Source organism: Pseudooceanicola batsensis HTCC2597 (assembly GCF_000152725.1).
GTDB lineage: Bacteria > Pseudomonadota > Alphaproteobacteria > Rhodobacterales > Rhodobacteraceae > Pseudooceanicola > Pseudooceanicola batsensis.
Genome location: NZ_AAMO01000008.1, coordinates 15,427 through 36,006, shown reverse-complemented (window position 1 = coordinate 36,006; position 20,580 = coordinate 15,427). Strand labels below are relative to the sequence as shown.

Below are 20,580 nucleotides of genomic sequence, written 5' to 3'. Positions count from 1 at the left end.
ACGACTTCAACTGAAAGGACAAGACATGGCGATCACGTATCTCAAACGTGGCAAATCCGAAGCCGACCGCAAGGGCGACGCCTCGAAGGTGCGCGAGACGGTCGAAGCAACGCTGACGGATATCGAGACACGTGGCGACGCCGCCGTGCGCGACCTGTCGGAGAAATTCGACAGCTATACCCCGCCCTCGTTCCGGCTGTCGCCCTCCGAGATCGAGGCGCTGGTACAGAAGGTCTCGACCCGCGACATGGAGGACATCAGGTTCGCCCAGGCACAGGTCAGACGCTTTGCGGAAGCGCAGCGCGCTTCGATGACCGACGTCGAGGTCGAAACGATGCCGGGCGTGATCCTGGGTCACAAGAACATCCCCGTCCAGTCTGTCGGCTGCTACGTGCCGGGGGGCAAGTTTCCCATGGTGGCTTCGGCCCACATGTCCGTCCTCACTGCAACAGTTGCCGGGGTGCCGCGCATCGCCGCCGCGACGCCGCCCTTCAAGGGCGAACCCAACCCGGCGGTGATTGCCGCCATGCATCTTGGCGGCGCACATGAAATCTATGTCCTCGGCGGCATTCAGGCCGTCGGGGCCCTGGCGATCGGAACCGAAACCATCGACCCGGTGGACATGCTGGTCGGTCCCGGCAACGCCTTCGTCGCCGAAGCCAAGCGGCAGCTCTACGGCCGTGTCGGCATCGACCTGTTCGCCGGACCGACCGAGACGATGGTCATCGCCGACGAGACGGTGGACGCCGAGCTCTGCGCGACCGATCTTCTGGGGCAGGCCGAACACGGCTATGACAGCCCCGCCGTCCTTCTGACGAATTCCGAAAAGCTGGCCCGGGAGACGCTGGACGAGATCGACCGCATCCTGAAGATCCTGCCGACTGCCAACACCGCCGCGAAGAGCTGGGAGGACTACGGCGAGGTCATCGTCTGCGACACCTATGACGAGATGCTCGACGTCGCCAACGATATCGCCTCGGAACACGTGCAGGTCATGACCGACCGGGACGACTGGTTCCTCGACAACATGACCTCCTACGGTGCGCTGTTCCTCGGACCGCGGACGAATGTCGCGAACGGCGACAAGGTGATCGGCACCAATCACACGCTGCCGACCAAGAAGGCGGGGCGGTACACCGGTGGATTGTGGGTCGGCAAATTCCTGAAGACGCACAGCTATCAGAAGATCACCAGCGACGACGCGGCGGCCGAGATCGGTGCCTACGGATCCCGTCTGTGCCTGCTCGAGGGCTTCGTGGGCCATGCCGAACAATGCAACGTCCGGGTGCGGCGCTACGGTGGCAGGAACGTACCCTACGGCAACGCTGCCGAATGACATCCTCCGTCGGATCCCGGCCGGACACTCCGATCCCGGCCGGGATCCGCGGGGCCGCTCACGCGGCCGCGAGAGGTTGGCCGGGCCCTGCCGCGCCGGGCCGCTCCACGTTCACTGGCGGGGCGCCGCGCAGGATCAAGCCCCCGCCGAGCCCCATTTCTTCTCGAACTCCCAGACCTCCGGAAACCCGATCAGCCGGTTGAATTCCTCGAAATCGAAGAGCGGCACGTCGGCCGACTGGGACGTCCCGGTCTCCTTGAGGGTCACAAGCGCCTTCTCCACGGCCGCCGCCGCCGCGAGGCCGGAGATCGCAGGAAAGATCGCCAGATCGTAGCCGATGTCGCGCAGTGTCTCGACCTTCAGGATCGGGGTCCGGCCGCCGTCGGCCATGTTGGCGATCATCGGCGCGTCGATCCTCTCGCATGCTTTTCGCATTTCTTCCTCGGTATCCAGCGCTTCGACGAAGATGACATCGGCTCCGGCGTCGCGATACCTCAGCCCCCGCTCCACGGCCTTGTCGAAGCCTTCCATCGCCTTGGCGTCGGTCCGGGCGATGATCAGCGTCTCCTGCGCGTTTTCACGAGCCGCGCCGGCGACCTTGATCTTCTGCACCATCTCCGCCGCAGGGATTACCCGCTTGAATGGCGTGTGCCCGCATTTCTTCGGAAACTCCTGATCCTCGATCTGGATCGCCGCAGCGCCCGCGCGTTCGTAACCCCGCACCGTCTGATCGACGTTCAGCAGGCCGCCAAAGCCGGTGTCGGCATCCGCGATGATTCCGGCTTCCGATGTGCGGCCCAGGATCGTCAGGCGCTTGAGCATCTCGGAATAGGTGGTGATCCCCGCATCCGGCAGACCTTCGGCCGAGGCCGTGCCCCAGTAGCCCGAGAAGTAGATGAAGTCGAACCCGACCTTGTTGGCAATGACGGCCGAGATCATGTCGTGGATGCCCGGAGCACAGATGAAGGTGCCGGCATCGAGCGCGGCCCGCAGGTTCGGTTTGGTCATCAGGGTTCTACCTTTCGTTTTCGGGGATCGGACCGGGTCGCCGTTCCGGCACGCCCCGCGGGGTGAGCTGGCCCTCGGTGCCGCGGAAAATCCGTGCGGCGGCCAAGATATGCGCGCGCATCAGCGCTTCGGCACAACGTTCGTCGCCATTGCGGATGGCGGTGACCAGCTGGCGGTGGTCGGACAGGCTGCGGTCGACATCCTCGGTCTCGAACTGGCCGTAGGACCGCACAAGGAAACCGAGGTCCATGAGGTTCAGCGCGATCTCCTCCATCCGGCGGTTGCCGGACATGCGGAGGATCTCGGCGTGGAAGGTTCGGTTCGCCTCGGAATAGGCCATGACGTCGCGAGGGCAGGCCTTGGCCAGCGGCTCCATCCTGGCCGCCATTTCCGCCAATCGGTCGACGTCGGCGGGATTGGCATGCCGCGCGGCAAGTCCCGCGGCCGCGCTTTCGATCAGCGCGCGGGTTTCGAAGACATCCCTGACCTCGCGCTCCGACCAGCCCTTCACAATGGCTCCTGCATGTGGCGAAAGGGTCACGAACCCTTCGCTGGCCAGACGCCGCAGGGCTTCGCGGACCGGCGTGCGGGACACCGCGGCTTCCTCTGCAAGCGCCCCCTCGATCAAGCGCTCTCCGATGAAGAAGCGACCCGAGGAAATGGAGTCCCGGACCGATCGGTAAACCCGCTCCGCCGCCGTCGGCTTTCCGCTGTCGAACGCTGCTGTCACAGTGGTCCTTGTATGCAAAGTTGCATTTTGTAACCCTGCGAAAGTTTATACTTGACGTATTGTATGCAATCAATAGCTTCCCATCGTTATGGTCCGGACAAATCAGTCCGGAGGGAGAAACTATATAGGGAGGAATTCCATGTTCCTGAAAATGGGAAGAAGAGCCGTTCTCGGCGGGATCGCGGCACTGTCGATGCTTGCCGCTCCGACGGTCGCACAAGAAAGCTACGAGCCGGGCCGGCTGACCATCGTGGTGCCGTTCAACCCCGGCGGATCGGCCGACCGCATGGCCCGAGCCATCGCCCAGTTCCTGCCCGAAGAGCTGGGGGTGCCGGTGACCGTGATGAACCGGCCGGGGGGCAGCGGAGCCCTCGGCCACACCTACTTCCTGCAACAGCCCGACGACGGTTCCGTTGCGCTGGTCTCGCCGATCAACCCGTACCTGATCTCGAATATCCTTCGGGGCCAGGGAATGCTGGATTGGGACAAGTTCCACTTCATAAACGGGCAGTGGCAGGACTACTACGTGATCCTGGTGAACAAGGACCAGCCGTTCCAGACCGGGCAGGAGTTGATCGACTTCATCAAGGAAAATCCGGGCGAGGCGAGCTCGGCCATCATCAACGGCGACGGCGGACATCTTGCCACGGTTGTGATGCTCGAACGGCTCGGTCTGCCGGCGGATGCGGTGAACTTCATCAGCTATGACGGCGGAGCGCCGATGCGGACCGCACTAGCGGGCAACCAGGTGACATTCTCGGTGATCTCCGCGCTCGGATCCAGCGTCATTGCGGAAGACGTGCGCCCGCTCGCCGTCATCAAGGAGCAGCCCGACGAACGCTGGGCGGCACCGAACATCAACGAGGTACTCGCGAACTACGACGTCGAGATCCCGCTGCTGGCCGCCGACCTGCGGACCTTCACGGTGCATCAGAGCTTTTTCGAAAACCACCCGGAAACCTACGAGCAACTGAAGGACGCCTACCGCCGGATGCTGGAACGCGAGGATTTCAAGGCCTTCATCGCCGAGGGCCAGATCGGTGGTCAATGGATGGGTCCCGAGGCTACGGCCGCATCGCTGAACCAGAGCTACGAGGTGTTCGAACAGTATATCGATGCCCTGCAATAAGACATGACGACGGCGCGGGGGCAGATCGCCCTCGCGCTACGTTCCGGGAGGGGGAATGACATGAGACGGCTTACGCGCCACCTGACCGGCGGGGCAGGGCACCTTGCCCTGCTTGCCGCCTTCGCCGCTTTCAGCATCTGGTACGTGATCGACGCGTGGACGGCGCAGGCCAAGGTCCAGAACATGCTTCTGATCGGCCCCGCCGCCGCATTCTCTCTGGCGCTGATCCTGGTCCTCGCGGTGGCCGAGGCGCGCCGGATCGCGCGGGGCACCGACCTCGCCCCGGTTTCCGACATTCCGCGAACGACCTTTGCCGCCAAATACGGCACTCCGATCGCCGCAGGGCTCTTGGCGGTCTATGTCCTGCTGATGCCCGTGATCGGTTTCGACGTGGCCACGGTGGTTTATGTCGCCCTCAGCATGGTGTTGCAGGGGGCCCGTGACTGGCGCATCGTTCTCGCCTTCTCACTCGCCGCTGGGCTGTTGCCCGTCTGGGCCATCGAGGAAATGCTCTCCATTCCCATTCCGACGCTGGTGCTCTGAGACATGATCGATCTTGCCGCTTTCAGCGACGCGCTGTCGCTTCTCGCCAGCAATCCCTTCGCCTGGGCAGTCGTCCCGGTCGGGCTGCTGATCGGGCTTGTCTTCGGCGTTCTGCCGGGCCTTTCCGTGCCGATCGCCATGGCCGTCTTCCTGCCATTCACGCTCTACATGGATTTCCTGTCGGCCATCCTGTTCCTCACCGCCATCTTCACCGGGGGCGGGTTCGGCGGGTCGGTCCCGGCGATCCTGATGAACGTCCCGGGCACCACCGCTGCCATCGCCACATGTTTCGACGGCTATCCTATGTCCCGTCAGGGACGGCACAACGAGGCGCTCGGCCTGGCGCTGGCTGCGTCGACCGTGGGCACGGTGATCGGCTATGCGCTGCTCTTCGTGATCCTGGAACCCATTTCGCGGCTGGTGCTGAAACTCGGCGCGCCCGAGTTGTTCCTGATCGCGTTGGCCGGCCTTTTCTTGATCGCCGCACTGTCGGGCAGGTATTTCTGGCGCGGCGTTCTGGCCGGGGCGCTCGGTCTCATGATCGGCACCATCGGCATGAGCTCTTCCGGGGTCATGCGCGGCACGATGGGCTCGATCTGGATGCTGGACGGCATATCGACAACGGCAGCGATCATCGGGCTCTTCGCCGCGTCCGAGATCTTCGCCCTGGTCAAGAGCGAATACATCGTGGCGGATGCGGGCGCCCGCGAGGTGCGGCTGTCGCTGATCGCACGCGGTTTCGTCCAGGCCTTCCGCAACTGGTATCTGGTCCTTCGCGGCGGATTGATCGGATCGCTGGTCGGTACAGTGCCGGGGGTCGGCTCGACCGTGGCGAACCTGGTCAGCTATTCCTACGCCCGCAGCCGGTCGCCCAACCGGGACGCATTCGGGACCGGTCACCCTGAGGGCGTCGTTGCCGCGGAAGCGGCGAACTCGAGCTCCGAGGGCGGGTCGATGGTCGCCCTGCTGGCGCTCGGCATTCCGGGGGGCGCCGGCACGGCGATCATGCTGGGCGCCTTCGCCATGCACAATGTCACCGGCGGCCCGCGGTTCATCTCGGATAACAAGGACGTGGTCTATGCGATCATCGGCGGGAACCTGGTCCAGGCGCTCTTGCTGGCCGGCTTGGGGCTGCTGTTCCTGCGGGTCGCGGTGACCATCGTGAAGGTCCCGCTGAAGTTCCTGCTGCCGGTGATCACGACGCTGACGGTGCTGGGCAGCTACGCCGTGTCCAACTCCATGGTCGGCCCGATCACGCTGGCGGCGGCCGCGATCCTCGGGCTGATCATGAAACACTACAATTATCCTGTGGTCGCCATGGTCATCGGCCTGCTGCTGGGCCGGATGATGGAGGGGAACCTGCTGCGCACATGGCAACTGAGCCGCGGCGACCTGACGATCTTTCTCGAGCGGCCCATCTCGCTGGGGCTGGTGGTTGCGCTGATCCTCGCCGTGCTTGTACCCTTCGTGATGAAACGTCTGAAACGTCGGAACAATCCGAAACCGGAGGGCTGAGCCATGACCGACCTGCCAACATTCCGCCTGGACGGGCGCCGCGCCCTGGTGACGGGGGCAGGGCGCGGCATCGGTCGTGCCATCGCCCTGGGCTATGCCGCCGCGGGGGCCGAGGTCACGCTCTGCGCCCGTTCGCAGGAAGAGCTGAACGCGCTGTCGGAGGAGATCCGCGCCTCTGGCGGGACCTGTGATGTGATGCCACTCGACATTACCGATCAGGCGGCCGTGACGGCAGCGCTCGCCGATCGCGAGGCCTACCACATCCTTCTCAACAACGCGGGGACCAATCGCCCGAAACCGCTGACCGAGGTCGTGGACGAAGATATCGACGCGGTCCTGGACCTCAACGTTCGGGCGACGATCCTGATGACCCGGGCCGTCGTCTCGCGGATGCTGGAGGATGCGGTGACGGGCTCGGTCATCACCATGTCCAGCCAGATGGGCCACGTGGGCGCCGCGAACCGCACGCTCTATTGCGCGTCGAAATGGGCGGTCGAGGGGTTCACCCGGGCACTTGCGGTCGAACTGGGCCCGCAGGGCATCCGGGTCAACACGATCTGCCCGACCTTCATCGAGACCCCGCTGACGGCGCCCTTCTTCGAAGACCCCGCCTTCAAGGAACAGGTGCTGTCCAAGATCAAGCTCGGCCGCATCGGACAACCCTCGGACATCGTGGGGGCCGCGGTTTTCCTCGCCTCGGACGCATCGGCCCTGATGACCGGCTCCTCGGTCATGCTCGACGGTGGCTGGACCGCCGACTAAGCCTCGACCAGCAGGGTCTGGAACGCCGCGCGACGGGCGCCATCGATCGGGACCGGTCGGTGCGTGTCGCGGCCGACGTAGACATGGACGAAAAAGCCCTCGGCCGCGGCCTCGTCGTCCTCGTTGCGGAACAGCGCGATCTCGAACCGGACGGAAGAGCCGCCGATGCGCGCGATCCTGAGCCCCGCATGGACGAGGTCGGGGAACTGCATCTCGGCGAAATATTTGCAGCCCGTCTCCACCACCAGTCCGTAGCTGTCCGAGGTCTTCGGATCGAGCAGCCCCTGATCCATCAGCCAGCCATTCACCGCCGTGTCGAACAGCGAATAGTGCACGACGTTGTTCATGTGCCCGTAGATGTCGTTGTCCATCCAGCGGGTCTGCAGCTGCCGAAAGGCGACGTAGTCGGCACGGCGCGGACGGGGCGCCGGCATCACCAGGCGGCCCGGTAGATCGCCAGCGCATCCGCTTCGGACACGGGGCGGGGGTTGTTGACCAGAAGCCGCTGCTGCAGCATGGAATCCGATGCCATCTTTTCCAGCGCATCCTCGGGAATCGAGACGTCGCGCAGCCGGGTCGGCATGCCGAGCTCGACCGCGAGATCCGCGAGCGCCTCGATGAAGGCCGCGCACCGGGCCTGCGCGCCCTCGACCTCTGCCAGGGCGGGGAATGCATCCGCCGCGATCTCGGCATAGAGCGCATGGGCGTCGGGCGCGTTGAAGCGCAGCACATGCGGCAGAACCAGCGCGTTCGAGAGACCGTGCGGGATGTGGAAGGTCCCGCCGATGGGATAGGCGAGCGCATGAACCGCGGCGACCGGAGAATTGGCGAACGCCTGCCCGGCCAGCATCGACCCGAGAAGCATCGCGCCCCGCGCCTCGACATTGCCCGGATCCGTTACCACGGTCCGGATGTTCCCGCCCAGAAGCCGCAGCGCCTCCCGCGAGAGCATCCTGCTCAGCGGGTTGTTGTTGGCGTTCGCAGAGGCATAGGCCTCGATGGCATGAACCATGGCGTCCACCCCGGTCGCCGCGGTGATCGGTGCCGGCAGGCCAAGTGTCAGGTCCGCGTCGAGGATGGCGATGTCGGGCAGGATCACCGGCGAGGAGACCCCGCGTTTTTCCTCTTCGCCGACCGTGATGATCGCGACGGGCGTGACCTCGGACCCGGTGCCGGCGGTCGTCGGCACCAGCACCAGCGGCAGGCGCGGCCCCTTGGCCTGGCCCACGCCCCAGGCCTCGTCCAAATCCTCGCCCGACCCCAGAAGCAGCGCCGCGACCTTGGCGATATCGAGCGACGAGCCGCCGCCGAAACCGACGACGCCGGTGCAGCCGCGCCCGGCCTCGCACGCCTTCTCGAGCGTCGCGCGCGAGGGATCGGCCTCGACCTTGTCGAAGACGACCACCTCGCCCCCGGCCGCTTCCAGCGACGCCAGCGCCTTGTCGCAGAGCCCCAGACCGCGCAGCCCCGGATCGGTCACGAAGAGCACCCGCTCGCCGAGCAGCGAGCCGGCGACATCGGCAAGCTCGGCCGACGCGCCGGGCCGGAAGACGATGGACTTCGTGGTGTTGAAGATGAATGGCTGCATGGTCGGATCTCCGTTTCTCGTGCGCCAGCCCGTCGCGATCGCGAGCGCGGGCCGCGCGCGACCGGTCTATCCTGTCCCGCCCTCCGAGGCAATTTGTCCGGACCGGGATCTACGCTCCAATCGCGCCGAAGGATACCTCGCACCGCATCCGGCGCCCGCAGGCGCGCGCTTCCACACCGCAACCGGACCTTGCATCTTTTCGAGTCACCACGGTCATGATCGTGATGAGCTTACGAGGGGCGCCTCGTGCAAGGTGACGGGGCTGGCGCGGACCCCGGATCCGCTGGGCTGATCGACCCGCTCCGCCGGCCCATCTCCGGAAAGGGGCTTCGCGTCACCTTGGCAATCCGAAGTAGTCGACCAGGAAAAGCGCGATCGCCGGGAAGGCGATGATGATGCCCAGGCGGATGATATCGGCCACGATGAAGGGGGCGACGCCCGAGTATATCGTGCCGATCCGCGTGTCGGGCAGCATCGCCTTGATGACAAAGACGTTCATTCCAATCGGCGGCGTGATCATCCCGATCTCGATCACCATGATGGTCAGGACACCCCACCAGATCGGATCATAGCCGTAATCGAGGATCAGCGGGAAGACGAAGGGCATCGTGATCACCATCGAGGAGATCGTGTCGAAGATCGCCCCTAGGATCAGGTACATCAACATGAGCAGCAACACGACCCAGGTCCCGGGCAGATCCGTCGCCCGGATCCCGTCGACCATCACCTGCGGCAGGCCCGATACCGTGACTGCGTAGGTGAAGATCGAGGCGCCGATCACCATCAGGTAGATCATCGAGGTGGTGCTGGCGGTCTCGCGCAGCGCCAACCAGAAGTTCGCGCGCGTCAGGCGGCCGCGCAGAAGAGCGATGAGAAAGGCAAGGAAGGCTCCGACTGCGGCGCTTTCGTTGACCGAGAAGATGCCGCCGTAGATTCCGCCCGTAACGACGAACATCAGCAGGATCGCGGCCCAGCCCTGCTTCAGAGCGGCGCCGGTGGCGGACCAGTTCTCGCGGGGGCCCGAGGGGCCCATTTCAGTGTTGCGTCGCACGAGGACGGCAATCGTCACCAGATGCAGGGCGACGGCAAGAACCGCCGGCAACAGTGCGGCCACGAACAGGGTCTTCACGAACTGCTCGGTCAGTACGCCGTAGAGGACCAGGATGATCGACGGCGGGATCAGCATGCCGAGGGTCCCGCCGGCCGCGACGGATCCGGTGGCGAGCTTTTCCGAATAGTTGCGGCTCATCATCTCCGGCAACGACACACGCGTCATGGTCGAGGCGGTGGCGATGGACGACCCGCAGACCGCGCCGAACCCCGCGCAGCCCCCGATGGTGGCCATGGCGAGACCCCCACGGACATGCCCGATGAAGGATTGCGCCAAGCGGTAGAGGTCGCCGGACAGCCCTCCGACCGTGGCGAAACTCCCCATCAGGAGAAAGAGAGGGATAATGGCCAGTTCGGGGCTGCCGATCTTTCCGACGGTCTCCGTGCCGAACAGGGTCAGGGATGCCTCGAAGCTGCCCCGGATGACGCTGAACGTCACGACCCCGGCTATTCCCATGGCCACCCCGATCGGGACCTGGGCGAATATCATGACCAGCATCACCACGATGCCGATGACTCCCACGAGATAGGGTTCCAAAGTTCAGACCTCTTCCGCTGCGGGCGCGCGGCCCATGATCTCGGCGATGATGACGTAGAGCTGGGCCGGGATGCAGGCCCAGAAGAGAACCGCGGCAGCCCACCACCAGGGGCCGACCGGCCAGTGCAGGATCATCGAGACCTCGGCCCGGCCCGAGACCTTGATTGCATGCTGCGTCAGGAACCAGGCGATGCAGAGGAACATGAAACCGGTCGCCAACTCGCCGATGATCCGCATGATGCGGTTGGCGAGCGGACCGACGAAGGCCTCGATCAGGGTGACCTTGATCTGGCGGCGTTCCATCAGGCCTGCCGGAAAACAGGCCGCCACGATCACGATCGTCAGCAGGGCGGCCGTGTCGTGGGCGCCGTGGATCGGCCGCCCGGTGATCTGCCGTACCAGGATGTCGGCCACCGACAGTCCCGCGACCAGAAGCAGGAAGAGGGCGCCGAGGAACGCGGTCAACCTCGATCCCCGTATCAGTATCGCTTCGATGTGGTGCATGAACGTCCCCGCCCTGGATGCCATCTATGGTTGGACTTGCCGGCCCGGCGCACCGGACCGGCGGGTCAACTGCGCCTCAGCGGCTGCGGATGTCTTCCAGCTTGGCCGAATAGGCATCGATGAGACCGTCGGACGCCTCGGCGCCGACCATCTCGACCACCGGTTTGACCGCTTCGGCGATCTTGGCCTGGTCGGCTTCGCTGGGCACCACCAAGGTCGATCCGTCCTCCGACGCCCAGGCTTCCTTGTTGGCGGCGACGGCGGCGGAATAACTCGCGATCTGGCGGTCGATGATGAACTGGCGCGACTTGGCCAGCGCGTCCTTGGCCTCCTGCGGGAGCTCTTCGTAGACCTCCTTGTTCATGATGATCGCGAAGATCAGGATGCCGAGGTTGGCGTCATAGTGGTTCGTTGCCACATCCGCGACCCGGAAGGTCTTGGCGACCGATGCGTCGGTCATCGCGCCGTCGATCAGCCCGCGGTCGATGTTCTCGGCCATTTCGAGTGCCGACATGTTCTGCGCCACACCGCCGAGGGCGTCGATGACGGCGGTCTGGATCTGACCGGCCACGCGGAACTTCTTGTCCTTGATGTCCTCGAAGCTTTCGATCGGCGGCTTGCTGTGCAGCATGTAGGCGTCCGAGGAATATACCGCGACCATGTAGTAGTCCTCGTAGCCTCTCAGCAGGCCCTCCTCATACATCTCCTTGACCGCGGTCGAGCCTTCGGCCGTGTTCGAGGCATAGCCCGGCAGCTCGAAGATGTCATAGTCGGGATAAACACCCGGTGTGTAGGACGGCACCGTCAGCGTCAGATCGGCGACGCCGTTGGCCACCAGGTCTGCCTGGGTCAACGGGTTGCGGCCCAACGTGCCGCCGGCAAAGAGCTTGATCGAGGTGTCGGTGCCTTCGGTCTGTTCGTTGAACCAGTCGACCCAGGGCTGATAGACCTCGCGGATCGTGGGCGAGGCCGCGGGAATGAATACCGCGAAAGCCAGTTCCTTGGCGCTGGCCGTCTGTGGCACGGCAACGCTCAGGGCGAGCGCCGCCCCGAAGGTCAATTTGGTAATCTTGTCGATGAACATGCCTGTCTCCTCCTGTCAGGTGTTCGGTTTCTGTCGCCCCGGCGCGCTCACGCCGGGGGTGGGCGTCACCCCGGTCGACCCACTACGAAGGTCGCGATCGTCGTCGTCGAGCCGCCGATATTCAGCAGTCCGACCTTTTCGGCACCGTCGACCTGGCAGTCGGCCGCCTGTCCGGTGACCTGGCGGTAGCCGTCCAGCATCATGCGCACGCCGGTGGCTCCGACCGGGTGGCCCAGCCCGATCAGACCGCCCGAGGGGTTGATGGGCAAACGGCCTCCGGCAGCGATCGTGCCGTCCTCCACCGCCTTCCAGCTCTCGCCCGGGGCGGTGATCTCGTAGCTGTCGATCGCCGCGTATTCGGTCATGGCAAAGCAGTCGTGCGTTTCGATTGCCGAAAGCTGGAACGGGCTGTCGATGCCGGCCCGCGCGAAGCATTCGCGGATGGCCGTGTTGATCTGGGGCAGGACGAAGCGCGAATTTCGGTTCTCGGTCAGCTTGTCGGTCAGCGTCATCGGTGCTGTGCGATGACCCCAGCCGTCGATCCGTGCGAGGTCCGACAGCTTCATCCCGCGCGCCTTGACGTATTCCTCGGCGTAGCGGCGCGAGGCGAGGAAGACGACGGCCGCGCCATCGGTCACCTGTCCGCAATCGTTGCGGCGCACGCGGCCCTCGATGACCGGGTTCGCCTCGTCATCCTCGGTGAAGCTGCGGTCGTTGAACTCCCACTTGCGGGTCTGCGCATTGGGATTGCGACGGCCGTTTTCATAGTTGATCCGGGCAATCTCGCCCAGATGGTCATAGCTGACGCGGCCATATTTTTCCGAATAGGCCTCGATCACGTCGGCAAAGGCGGCGGGCCAGACGTAATTCACGTCGTCGTATTCGCGGCCCCGCCATGCCGCCGCGCCGAGATGGTCGGCGGCGGTCTTGCCGGGCACGTTTCGCATGTACTCCAGCCCGAGGACACAGGTCAGGTCGTACCGCCCCGCCTCGATCTCGGACGCGGCCGCGAGGATCGCCATGGAACCGGACGCACAGGCCGCCTCGTGCCGCGAGGTGGGGACGCCCGACAGGTCAGGATGGAGCGAGGCGAAGATGCCGCCCAGCTGCCCCTGGCCGCAGAAAAGCTCGCCGGTGAAGTTGCCGATATGGGCGCTCTGGATATCCTTCGGTTCCAGTTTCGCGGCGTCGAGGCCGGAGAACAGGACTTCGGCCATCATGTCGTGGATGCCCAGCCCCTCACGCGACCAGTTGCGGGCAAAATCGCTTTGCGCTCCTCCGAGGATATAGACGGCGTCAGACATGTTCGGCTCCTTCTTGCTGCGGGACGAGCAGGCGGGAGAGCGCCTTGCGGTCCAGCTTGGACAACGGGGTTCGGGGCAGAGCCTCGAGGGTGATCAAGCGCTCGGGCCACTTGAACTTGGCCAGCCCCTGCGCATCGCAATAGGCGGTCACGTCGGCGAGCGTTACGCAGGCGTCGCCCTGCGGCACCACGAAGACGCAGACCTTCTCGCCCATGCGGTCGTCGGCATAGGAAGCGACGGCGGCTTCGCGCATTCCGGGCATGGACGAAATCAGGTTGTCCAGTTCGAGCGGCGATATCTTCATCCCGCCCCGCACGATCAGTTCCCGCGCGCGGGCGTGGAAGCGGATCAGGCTGCCGCACGCGGAAATCTCGAACAGGTCGGCGGTGGCGAAATAGCCGTCGTCGTCGATCTTGGTCCGATCGAAGCCGTCTCGGCTGAAGTAGCCCGGCATCAGGCAGGGCCCGGTGATCATCATCTCTCCGATCGCGCCGGGGCGAGTGACCGGCGCACGGGTGACAGGATCGACAAGCTTGAAGTACCCGCCGTTTGCCGTACGACGGCCTTCTCCGCCGGGCCAGTCCACATCGCCGTCACGGGGGAAGAACCGCGCGCGGTTGCGCGGGTCCGGCACCCGTTCGCCCGACGAACACATCTGCGCGCCCTCGTTCGAGCCGAAGAAATTGAGGACAGGCACGTCGAACCGGTCCTGAAAGAACCGGAAGACCTCGGGGTCGGGCGGGGCCGATCCGGTGCCGATGGCGCGCAGCCGATGCAGGGCAGCTTCGAGGGCGGGGTCGTCGGAACGTTCGCGCAGGTACACCAGAACCGTCGGGGCCACCATCGTGTAAGTCACCTCCTCTTCGCCGAGTTGTCGGACGAAGGTGTCGAGGTCGAACGGGTGATGCAGGATGAGCGCACCGCAGGTGCGCATCCAGCACATCATCAGTCCGCCCATAGCGGCGGCGTTCACGAAGGGGAAGGGGGCCAGGATATTGCTGCCGTCCGGCAGATCCAGGATTCGCCACGCCCCGAGGCTGGAGGCCATCATGTTGTTGTGGGTCTTGGGAACTGCCTTGGGCGCGCCCTCGGTACCGGAGGTCCAGAAGACCGAAAAGAGATCGTCGGCCGAGCGCGGCGCGGGCGGTTGCACCGATCGCGGAACGCCATCGTCCAGCCGGATCACCCCGTCGGGAAGGTTTCCTCCGAGACCCAGGCGCCGCACGCTGGCGGGCAGGGCGTCGAACCGCTCTTCGTAATACGGACGCCCCGCGAGCCGGCCGAGCGACACGTAGGCATCGAAATCCACGATCCGTGCAGCCGCGGCCAGTTCGGCCGAGCGATAGGCAATCGAGATGGGAGACAGAACCGCCCCGATCCGCGCGATGGCGAGGTAGAGCAGCACCAGGTCGGCGACGTTCGGTAACTGCGTGGCGATCAGCGACCCGGCGCCAAGCCCCTGAGCGCGCAACGCCTCGGCCAACTGGTCGACCTCGGCGGCCATTTCGCCGTAGGTCATGCGGCGCGGGGCCTGACCGTCCAGAGCGGCCCTGTTCGGCGGATCGATCAGGCCGGGCCGGTCCGGCACGCGGGCGACGGTGTCGGCGAACAGGGTGGGGATGGTCGCGTCGCCCCACATGCCGTCGGCACGGTAGCGGGCGATGTCCTGCGCAGGGAACGGTACGGGCCGGGTCATGCGACAAGCTCCCGCATACGCGCGCGGGCGGCTTCGTATTCTTCGGACAGGCGATCGACGATCGCGGCCGCCGGTTCGACCCTCTCGACGCTGCCGACGCCCTGGCCGGCCCCCCAGATGCCCGACCACGCCTTGACCTTCTCGTTCTTCCGCCCGGTGAAGTTCTTTTGCGCGACCTTGAACTCGAGCTCGGCCGGGTCGAGCCCCTGGCGGATCATCGAAGGGATCAGCATGCTGGCCCGCGCTCCGGTAAAGGCGCGGGTGATCATCAGATCCTGCGCCGTGCATTCGACCAGCATCCGGCGGTATTCATCTTCGGCCAGGCTCTCCTGCGCGGCGATGAACGAGGTGCCGATATAACCGAAATCCGCGCCGAGCGTCTGCGCGGCCAGTATCGCCTCCCCGGACGAGATGCCGCCACCCAAAGCGATGTATCCGTCGAAGAACCGGCGCACCCGCTCTACGAACACCATCGGGCTCAGATCGCCGGTATGGCCTCCCGCGCCCGAACAGACCAGAACCAGCCCGTCGACGCCGGCATCCGCGGCCTTGCGGGCCAGCTCTTCGTTGATGACATCGGCAAAGACGATGCCGCCATAGCCATGCACGGTCGGGATCACGGGTTTCGGACTGCCGAGCGCCGTGATGACGATCGGGGGTTGATGCTCGGCCACCTGTTCGAGGTCCGTCGGCAGGCGCGGATTGGTCGAATGGGTCACCATGTTCAAAGCCCATGGGGCGACGGGCCAGTCTCCGGTCGCCGGCCGGGTCAGCCCCTCGTTCACCTGCGTCATCCAGACCCCCAGTTCCGCGCTGGTCCGCAGGTTGGGGGCGGGAAAGGTGCCGACCATGCCGCTGCGGCAGGTGGCGATGACCAGTTCGGGCGAGGACACCAGGAACATGGGTGCGGCGAAGGCGGGCAACCGCAGCTGGCGGAGTTGATCTCTGATCTGGCTCATGTCGGCACCTGGACGGTCTTGGGGCGGGCGGCTGCAGGCAGGTCTCTCATGAATGCCGCGATGCATTCCGCAACGGCGTCCGGCGCCTCGATCGGGGGCATGTGGCCGGCGCCCGCGACAAGGTGCAGCTGCGCCTCGGGGATGTTATCCGCCATGACGCGGGCGGCCTCGGGAGGCGTCACCGTATCCTCGGCGCCGGTGAGGATGAGTGTGGGGCAGGTGATCTCCCCAAGGTGTTCGCGTTGATCCGGCCGCCCGGCCAGGACGGCCTGGTGCAACGCGAAAGTCTCGAGCCCGATCGCGCAGGTCATGTCGAACAATCTCTCCCTGAGGTCTGCGCGTTCGCGATTGGCCGGAGCCAGCAGGTTGTGTGCCTGTGCGGCCGCCAGCGCGTTTACGCCCTTTCTGTTGGCCCAGGCGACGGCCTTGTCGCGCTGTGCAGCGGCATCGGCGCTGTCGGCCGCAGCGGAGCCGCTGATCAGGACAATCCCGCGCAGCTTCTCCGGCACTCGCCGGGCAATGGCCAACGAGAGGTAGGCCCCCATCGAGAGACCGCACAGCACAGTGTCCCGCGGCACGTCGCGCGCCAGAAGGTCGGCGATTTCGTCGAAGTTCGCACTCCGGGGCAGGTCCAGAACAGTCAGGTCCCGCAGGCGCTCGGCGACGTCTCCGAAGACATCGGCCGTGCACGACAGTCCGGGGATGCAGGTCAGTTTCACCACGATTCCTCATAAAATCTTTACTAGACCATACAGGCAGAAATCCCTCCGTAAACCAAAAATTTCGGAACAGTGTTTTATTTTTTCGCTGCACGACACCAGAACCAACTGCTCAACTACGTCATCTGCAGATATTTCGGGTGAAATATCGTGATCTTTTTGCCTATACGCCCTGTGATCGACGGCGCTTGCATTGGGGCGCGCCGAATGATAGTCTAGTTAAGCAATCAAAAGCCGAGGATCCCATGTCCGACGATCACACACCGCTTGCCGTCACCAAGGCCAACGTGCGCATGTTCGCGCCGGACGGAACTCCGCCGCCGGATGCTCCTGACTGGATCTGGGATTACGACCACCCCTACCTGCACGGCGCATTCGCGCCCTCGGATGTCGAGTACGATTCCGAGGACCTCGAGGTCGAAGGCGAGATCCCGACGGATCTTTGCGGGGCCTACGTGATGAACGGCCCCTCGCAGCGCTTCGAACCGGTCAACAAGAAGTACCACTACTATGACGGCGACGCGCAGCTTCGGGCCATCTACTTCCGCGATGGCAAGGCGACGTTCCGTCAGCGCTACCTGCGCAACGGCGCCTTCATCGTCGAGGAAAAAGCCGGCAAGGCGATCTGGCCGGGACTGGCCGGGCCGTATGATTTCCGCCTCCCCGGATCGCCGATCAAGGACGTCTCGAACACCGACATCATCTATCACAACGGCAATCTTCTGTCCCTGTGGTACATGGCGGGCGATCCCTACAAGGTGGATCCCCTGACGCTCGAGACCACGGGCCGCGAGAACCTGAAGGGTAAGCTCAAGCATTCCCTCTCGGCTCACTCCAAGACCGATCCGCTGACGGGCGAGCTGTTCTTCTTCAACTACCAGGACCAGCCGCCCTACATGAGTTACGGCATGGCCGACGCCGAAGGAAACCTGAAGTTCGACATCGACATCGACCTCAACGGACCCCGGTCGCCGCATGACATGGGCCTGACGGAAAACTACGCCATCTTGCACGACCTGCCGTTCTATCACGACGTCGATATCCTCAAGGCGCACGGCCGCCGGGTCATGGGGTTCCACCGCGACGTGCCGGCCCGCTTCGGCCTGATCGACCGCTTCGGCCGGTCCGACAAGGTGCAGTGGTTCGAGGCCGAGCCCTGCTACATCCTGCACGTTTCCAACAGCTGGGAAGAGGGCGACTGGGTGCACATGATCGGCTGCCGGCAGGACGACCCGATGCCGCAGAAGGACGGGCGCGACCACCACCTCGCATCCATGATGGCCTACCGCCGCCGCAGCCATGTCCTCTATCGCTGGTCGTTCAACGTGAAGACCGGAGAGACCCGCGAGGGGATGATCGACGAGGCGAATACCGAGTTTCCGACGGTCAACACCCATATGCTCGGCCGCAAGACCCGCTACAGCTTTAACCAGATCATCCCGGTGCCGCAGGACGGGACACTGGAGGGACGATGCCAGACCTTCAACGGCCTGATGCGCTATGATCTCGAAACCGGCGAGACGCAGCGCTACGACTATGGCGAAGGAGTCTATGGTTCCGAGGCGCCGGTGGCGGCGGCGCAGGGCAGCGGCAAGGGCGCCGACGAGACGCGCGCCTATCCGGTGATCTTCACGACCGACAGCAACACCTGGCAATCGCATTGCCTGATCTTCGACGCTGCCGACATAACCCGCCCGATCGCCCGGGTTAAAATTCCGCGCCGGATCAGCATCGGCTTCCACACGACCTGGGTCGACGGGTCGGACCTTTGGGCGGCCTGACCGCCGCATCGGCCTTGAAACCGGCCGGGGACGGCGGCAATTCTGTGCGCATGAAAGTCGATTTCGACGCCGATGCCGTCTCCCGTCCTGCCTCGACCTCCCTGCGCCGAGCGCTCGGCGTGCTGGGCGATCCCTGGACGATGCTGATCCTGAAGGATGCCTTCAACGGCACCCGGCGGTTCGGCGATTTCCAGCGGAACCTGAACATTCCCAAGCAGACCCTGTCGCTGCGGCTGGCGAGTCTTTGCGAGCACGAGATGCTCTACCGCTCCTACGTGAACGCGAACGCGGGGACGGTGCTCTACGTTCCGACTGCCAAGACTTTCGATCTGCGGGACGCGATGTATTCGGTCTGGCTGTGGCATCGGGCCAACCCGGGCCCGGTCGAGGCCCTTCCCTTCGATCTGGTCCACGTCGCCTGCGGGCAGGTGCTCAAGGCGACCTATTGCTGCACCGCCTGCGATGGTCCGGTCACGCCCGGGAACATGACAATCCAGCGCACGCAGCCCGAACAGGTCGATCCCGAACCGCGTCCGCGACTGTCACGCCGCAACGATCAAGCCGTTACCGCCGCCAGTACCGAAAGCAGCGGGATGATCGCCGCCTCTCTCGTAGGCGACATCGTGTGCAACGAAATCCTCTATCGGCTGGCGCAGGGGCCGCTCCACCTTCTGGCGCTATCCCGGGACCTGCAGATCGGCCAGCCGGTGCTGCGCAACCGGCTCAACATGCTGCGCGAACTGGGCCTCGTCGAAGAATCCAAAAGCGGACGCCGGTCCACGTTTCACATGCTCAAACGTGCCGAGGATTTCTGGCCTCTCATCCTGAGCATCGCCGCCTGGGGCGACCGCTGGTGCAACAGGGGAAACCCGCCGCCCGAGGTCCGGATCCACGCCTGCGGCAACCTCCTGTCTGGGCGCTACCGCTGCGACCATTGCAACGGCTGGGTTGACGGCCGGTCCGTCCGGGTGGTTCCGCACGGCCGAGATGCGAACGAGGGGCCGAACCAGGCAGGGGAGCGACAGGATGAAGGGTGACGGCCTGCCCGAAGACGAATCCGATCCAAAGTTCGTCAGCGCTCTGGCGCGCGGTATCGGCGTTCTGCGCGCCTTTCGCCGCGCGGACATCACGCTCAGCAATCAGGAACTGGCCGCACATACCGGTATTCCCAAGGCCACCGTGACCCGTCTGACCCATACCCTGTGCAAGCTGGGCTGTCTCGCCCTCGTGGACTCCACCGGCGAATATCGTCTGGCCGCGGGCGCGATGACCTTGGGGCTGAGCGCGGCGGTCGCCACCGATCTGCAGGACCGCGCGATGCGCGAACTGGAAGAGATGTGTGTCTCGGACAATGCCAACGTCGCCGGCGGTCTGAGCGAACGGCACAACCTGTCGATGATCTACCTCGCCACCTACCGAAAGCCGCGGGCGCTGGCGCTCAGCTTCAACCTCGGCGGAGAAGCTCCGCTCTTCGCGACTGCAATCGGACGAGCCGCCCTGATGGCGCTGTCGGAAGACAAGCAGGAGGACCTGCTGGACCGTGCCCGTCACCGCGCCCGGCTCGACACCCGCGAGAAGCTGGGGCGCTGGCTGGCCAAGGCGCGAGAGGATTATGCCGCCTACGGCTACTGCACCTCGTTCGGTGACTGGCGCAAGGAAATCCACGGCATCGCCGCGCCGGTCGTCCTGCCGGACAGGTCCCGCAATCTTGCATTGAATGTCGGGGGCCTGAGCTTTTTCAACCCGCCGGAAACTCTCATCGCCGAACATGGCGACCGGCTTCTGACGGCGGCGGCCAACCTGAGCCTGAGGCAGAACACCGATGCAAAATGATCATGACACCGCTTTCGCGGCGGCCTACCCGTTCCAGTCCCTGCTTGGCTTCCGCAAGACCCTGTTCGAGAAGGGGCGCGCGCGTTTCGAATTGGAGATCCGCGACGCCCATCTGAACCTGGTCGGCATACCGCATGGCGGGGTCTACTCCAGCATGCTGGACAGCGCGCTCGGCGCGGCCGGGTGTTTCGGCGGCGGAGACCGGATCCTGCCGGCGGTCACGCTGACGCTCAACACCAGTTTCCTGGGCCAGCCCAAGGGCACCAGGCTGATCGCAGAGGGCCGCGTCGTAGGCGGTGGCCGCCGCATCTACTTTTCCGAAGGCGACATACGGGACGACCTGGGCAACCTGCTGGTCCGGGCCAGCGGCACGTTCCGGCTGCTGGGCTGACGCGGTCGTCTTTCGCCTCGCGATAGGGGCGTCGGACCCGCCGCGGCAGC

At 65.0% G+C, this 20,580-nt stretch carries 20 protein-coding genes; 9 read left to right on the top strand and 11 right to left on the bottom strand.

The window, feature by feature from the left end:
• Positions 1-25: 25 nt before the first annotated feature.
• Positions 26-1,336: a histidinol dehydrogenase gene (gene hisD, locus OB2597_RS01555; protein ID WP_009803745.1), complete on the top strand. Its 1,311-nt coding sequence runs from the start codon at positions 26-28 to the stop codon at positions 1,334-1,336.
• Between the two features lie 135 nt (positions 1,337-1,471).
• Here hisD and OB2597_RS01550 read toward each other — a convergent pair whose 3' ends face one another.
• The gene (locus OB2597_RS01550) at positions 1,472-2,344 is read right to left on the bottom strand and encodes an isocitrate lyase/PEP mutase family protein (protein WP_009803744.1); all 873 of its coding nucleotides are present in this window, start codon (positions 2,342-2,344) and stop codon (positions 1,472-1,474) included.
• A 7-nt stretch (positions 2,345-2,351) separates the two neighbouring features.
• Positions 2,352-3,074 (bottom strand): GntR family transcriptional regulator, encoded by a 723-nt coding sequence (locus OB2597_RS01545; protein WP_009803743.1) that lies wholly within the window; start codon positions 3,072-3,074, stop codon positions 2,352-2,354.
• A 139-nt stretch (positions 3,075-3,213) separates the two neighbouring features.
• Here OB2597_RS01545 and OB2597_RS01540 point away from each other — a divergent pair, with 139 nt between their 5' ends.
• From OB2597_RS01540 to OB2597_RS01525, 4 genes are read left to right on the top strand one after another with little or no spacing between them, the layout of a single operon-like run.
• Entirely contained in the window at positions 3,214-4,203 is a 990-nt protein-coding gene (locus tag OB2597_RS01540) for a Bug family tripartite tricarboxylate transporter substrate binding protein (protein ID WP_009803742.1), read from the top strand.
• Positions 4,204-4,263: 60 nt separating this feature from the next.
• A complete protein-coding gene (locus OB2597_RS01535) occupies positions 4,264-4,746 on the top strand; it encodes a tripartite tricarboxylate transporter TctB family protein (protein ID WP_009803741.1) in 483 nt (160 codons plus the stop codon).
• Between the two features lie 3 nt (positions 4,747-4,749).
• Positions 4,750-6,261, top strand: coding sequence for a tripartite tricarboxylate transporter permease (locus OB2597_RS01530; protein WP_009803740.1), 1,512 nt, complete (start codon positions 4,750-4,752; stop codon positions 6,259-6,261).
• A gap of 3 nt (positions 6,262-6,264) precedes the next feature.
• On the top strand, positions 6,265-7,023 hold the full coding sequence (locus OB2597_RS01525; RefSeq protein ID WP_009803739.1) for an SDR family NAD(P)-dependent oxidoreductase: 759 nt from the start codon (positions 6,265-6,267) through the stop codon (positions 7,021-7,023).
• Here the strand turns inward: OB2597_RS01525 and OB2597_RS01520 are convergent.
• From OB2597_RS01520 to OB2597_RS01480, 9 genes are all read right to left on the bottom strand, one after another.
• Complete coding sequence (locus tag OB2597_RS01520; RefSeq protein ID WP_009803738.1) at positions 7,020-7,457, bottom strand: acyl-CoA thioesterase; 438 nt, start codon at positions 7,455-7,457, stop codon at positions 7,020-7,022. The genes OB2597_RS01525 and OB2597_RS01520 overlap by 4 nt on opposite strands.
• Positions 7,457-8,611: an iron-containing alcohol dehydrogenase gene (locus OB2597_RS01515; RefSeq protein WP_009803737.1), complete on the bottom strand. Its 1,155-nt coding sequence runs from the start codon at positions 8,609-8,611 to the stop codon at positions 7,457-7,459. Before OB2597_RS01515 ends, OB2597_RS01520 begins: the two co-directional genes overlap by 1 nt.
• A gap of 334 nt (positions 8,612-8,945) precedes the next feature.
• Complete coding sequence (locus OB2597_RS01510; RefSeq protein ID WP_009803736.1) at positions 8,946-10,259, bottom strand: TRAP transporter large permease; 1,314 nt, start codon at positions 10,257-10,259, stop codon at positions 8,946-8,948.
• 3 nt (positions 10,260-10,262) lie between these two features.
• Positions 10,263-10,763: a TRAP transporter small permease subunit gene (locus OB2597_RS01505; RefSeq protein ID WP_009803735.1), complete on the bottom strand. Its 501-nt coding sequence runs from the start codon at positions 10,761-10,763 to the stop codon at positions 10,263-10,265.
• Between the two features lie 76 nt (positions 10,764-10,839).
• A complete protein-coding gene (locus OB2597_RS01500; protein WP_009803734.1) occupies positions 10,840-11,847 on the bottom strand; it encodes a TRAP transporter substrate-binding protein in 1,008 nt (335 codons plus the stop codon).
• 65 nt (positions 11,848-11,912) lie between these two features.
• The gene (locus OB2597_RS01495) at positions 11,913-13,151 is read right to left on the bottom strand and encodes an acetyl-CoA acetyltransferase (protein WP_009803733.1); all 1,239 of its coding nucleotides are present in this window, start codon (positions 13,149-13,151) and stop codon (positions 11,913-11,915) included.
• Positions 13,144-14,847 (bottom strand): class I adenylate-forming enzyme family protein, encoded by a 1,704-nt coding sequence (locus tag OB2597_RS01490; protein WP_009803732.1) that lies wholly within the window; start codon positions 14,845-14,847, stop codon positions 13,144-13,146. Before OB2597_RS01490 ends, OB2597_RS01495 begins: the two co-directional genes overlap by 8 nt.
• A complete protein-coding gene (locus OB2597_RS01485) occupies positions 14,844-15,806 on the bottom strand; it encodes an NAD(P)H-dependent flavin oxidoreductase (protein ID WP_009803731.1) in 963 nt (320 codons plus the stop codon). The genes OB2597_RS01490 and OB2597_RS01485 overlap by 4 nt, the downstream gene beginning before the upstream one ends.
• On the bottom strand, positions 15,803-16,525 hold the full coding sequence (locus OB2597_RS01480; RefSeq protein ID WP_009803730.1) for an alpha/beta fold hydrolase: 723 nt from the start codon (positions 16,523-16,525) through the stop codon (positions 15,803-15,805). The genes OB2597_RS01485 and OB2597_RS01480 overlap by 4 nt, the downstream gene beginning before the upstream one ends.
• Before the next feature lie 245 nt (positions 16,526-16,770).
• Here OB2597_RS01480 and OB2597_RS01475 point away from each other — a divergent pair, with 245 nt between their 5' ends.
• Genes OB2597_RS01475 through OB2597_RS01460 form a run of 4 tightly spaced genes read left to right on the top strand, consistent with a single transcriptional unit; the run spans position 16,771 to position 20,530 of the window.
• Entirely contained in the window at positions 16,771-18,306 is a 1,536-nt protein-coding gene (locus tag OB2597_RS01475; RefSeq protein WP_009803729.1) for a carotenoid oxygenase family protein, read from the top strand.
• Positions 18,307-18,356: 50 nt separating this feature from the next.
• Positions 18,357-19,343, top strand: coding sequence for a winged helix-turn-helix transcriptional regulator (locus tag OB2597_RS01470; RefSeq protein ID WP_148234640.1), 987 nt, complete (start codon positions 18,357-18,359; stop codon positions 19,341-19,343).
• Complete coding sequence (locus OB2597_RS01465; RefSeq protein ID WP_009803727.1) at positions 19,333-20,139, top strand: IclR family transcriptional regulator; 807 nt, start codon at positions 19,333-19,335, stop codon at positions 20,137-20,139. The genes OB2597_RS01470 and OB2597_RS01465 overlap by 11 nt, the downstream gene beginning before the upstream one ends.
• Complete coding sequence (locus tag OB2597_RS01460) at positions 20,129-20,530, top strand: PaaI family thioesterase (protein WP_009803726.1); 402 nt, start codon at positions 20,129-20,131, stop codon at positions 20,528-20,530. The genes OB2597_RS01465 and OB2597_RS01460 overlap by 11 nt, the downstream gene beginning before the upstream one ends.
• Positions 20,531-20,580 lie beyond the last annotated feature (50 nt).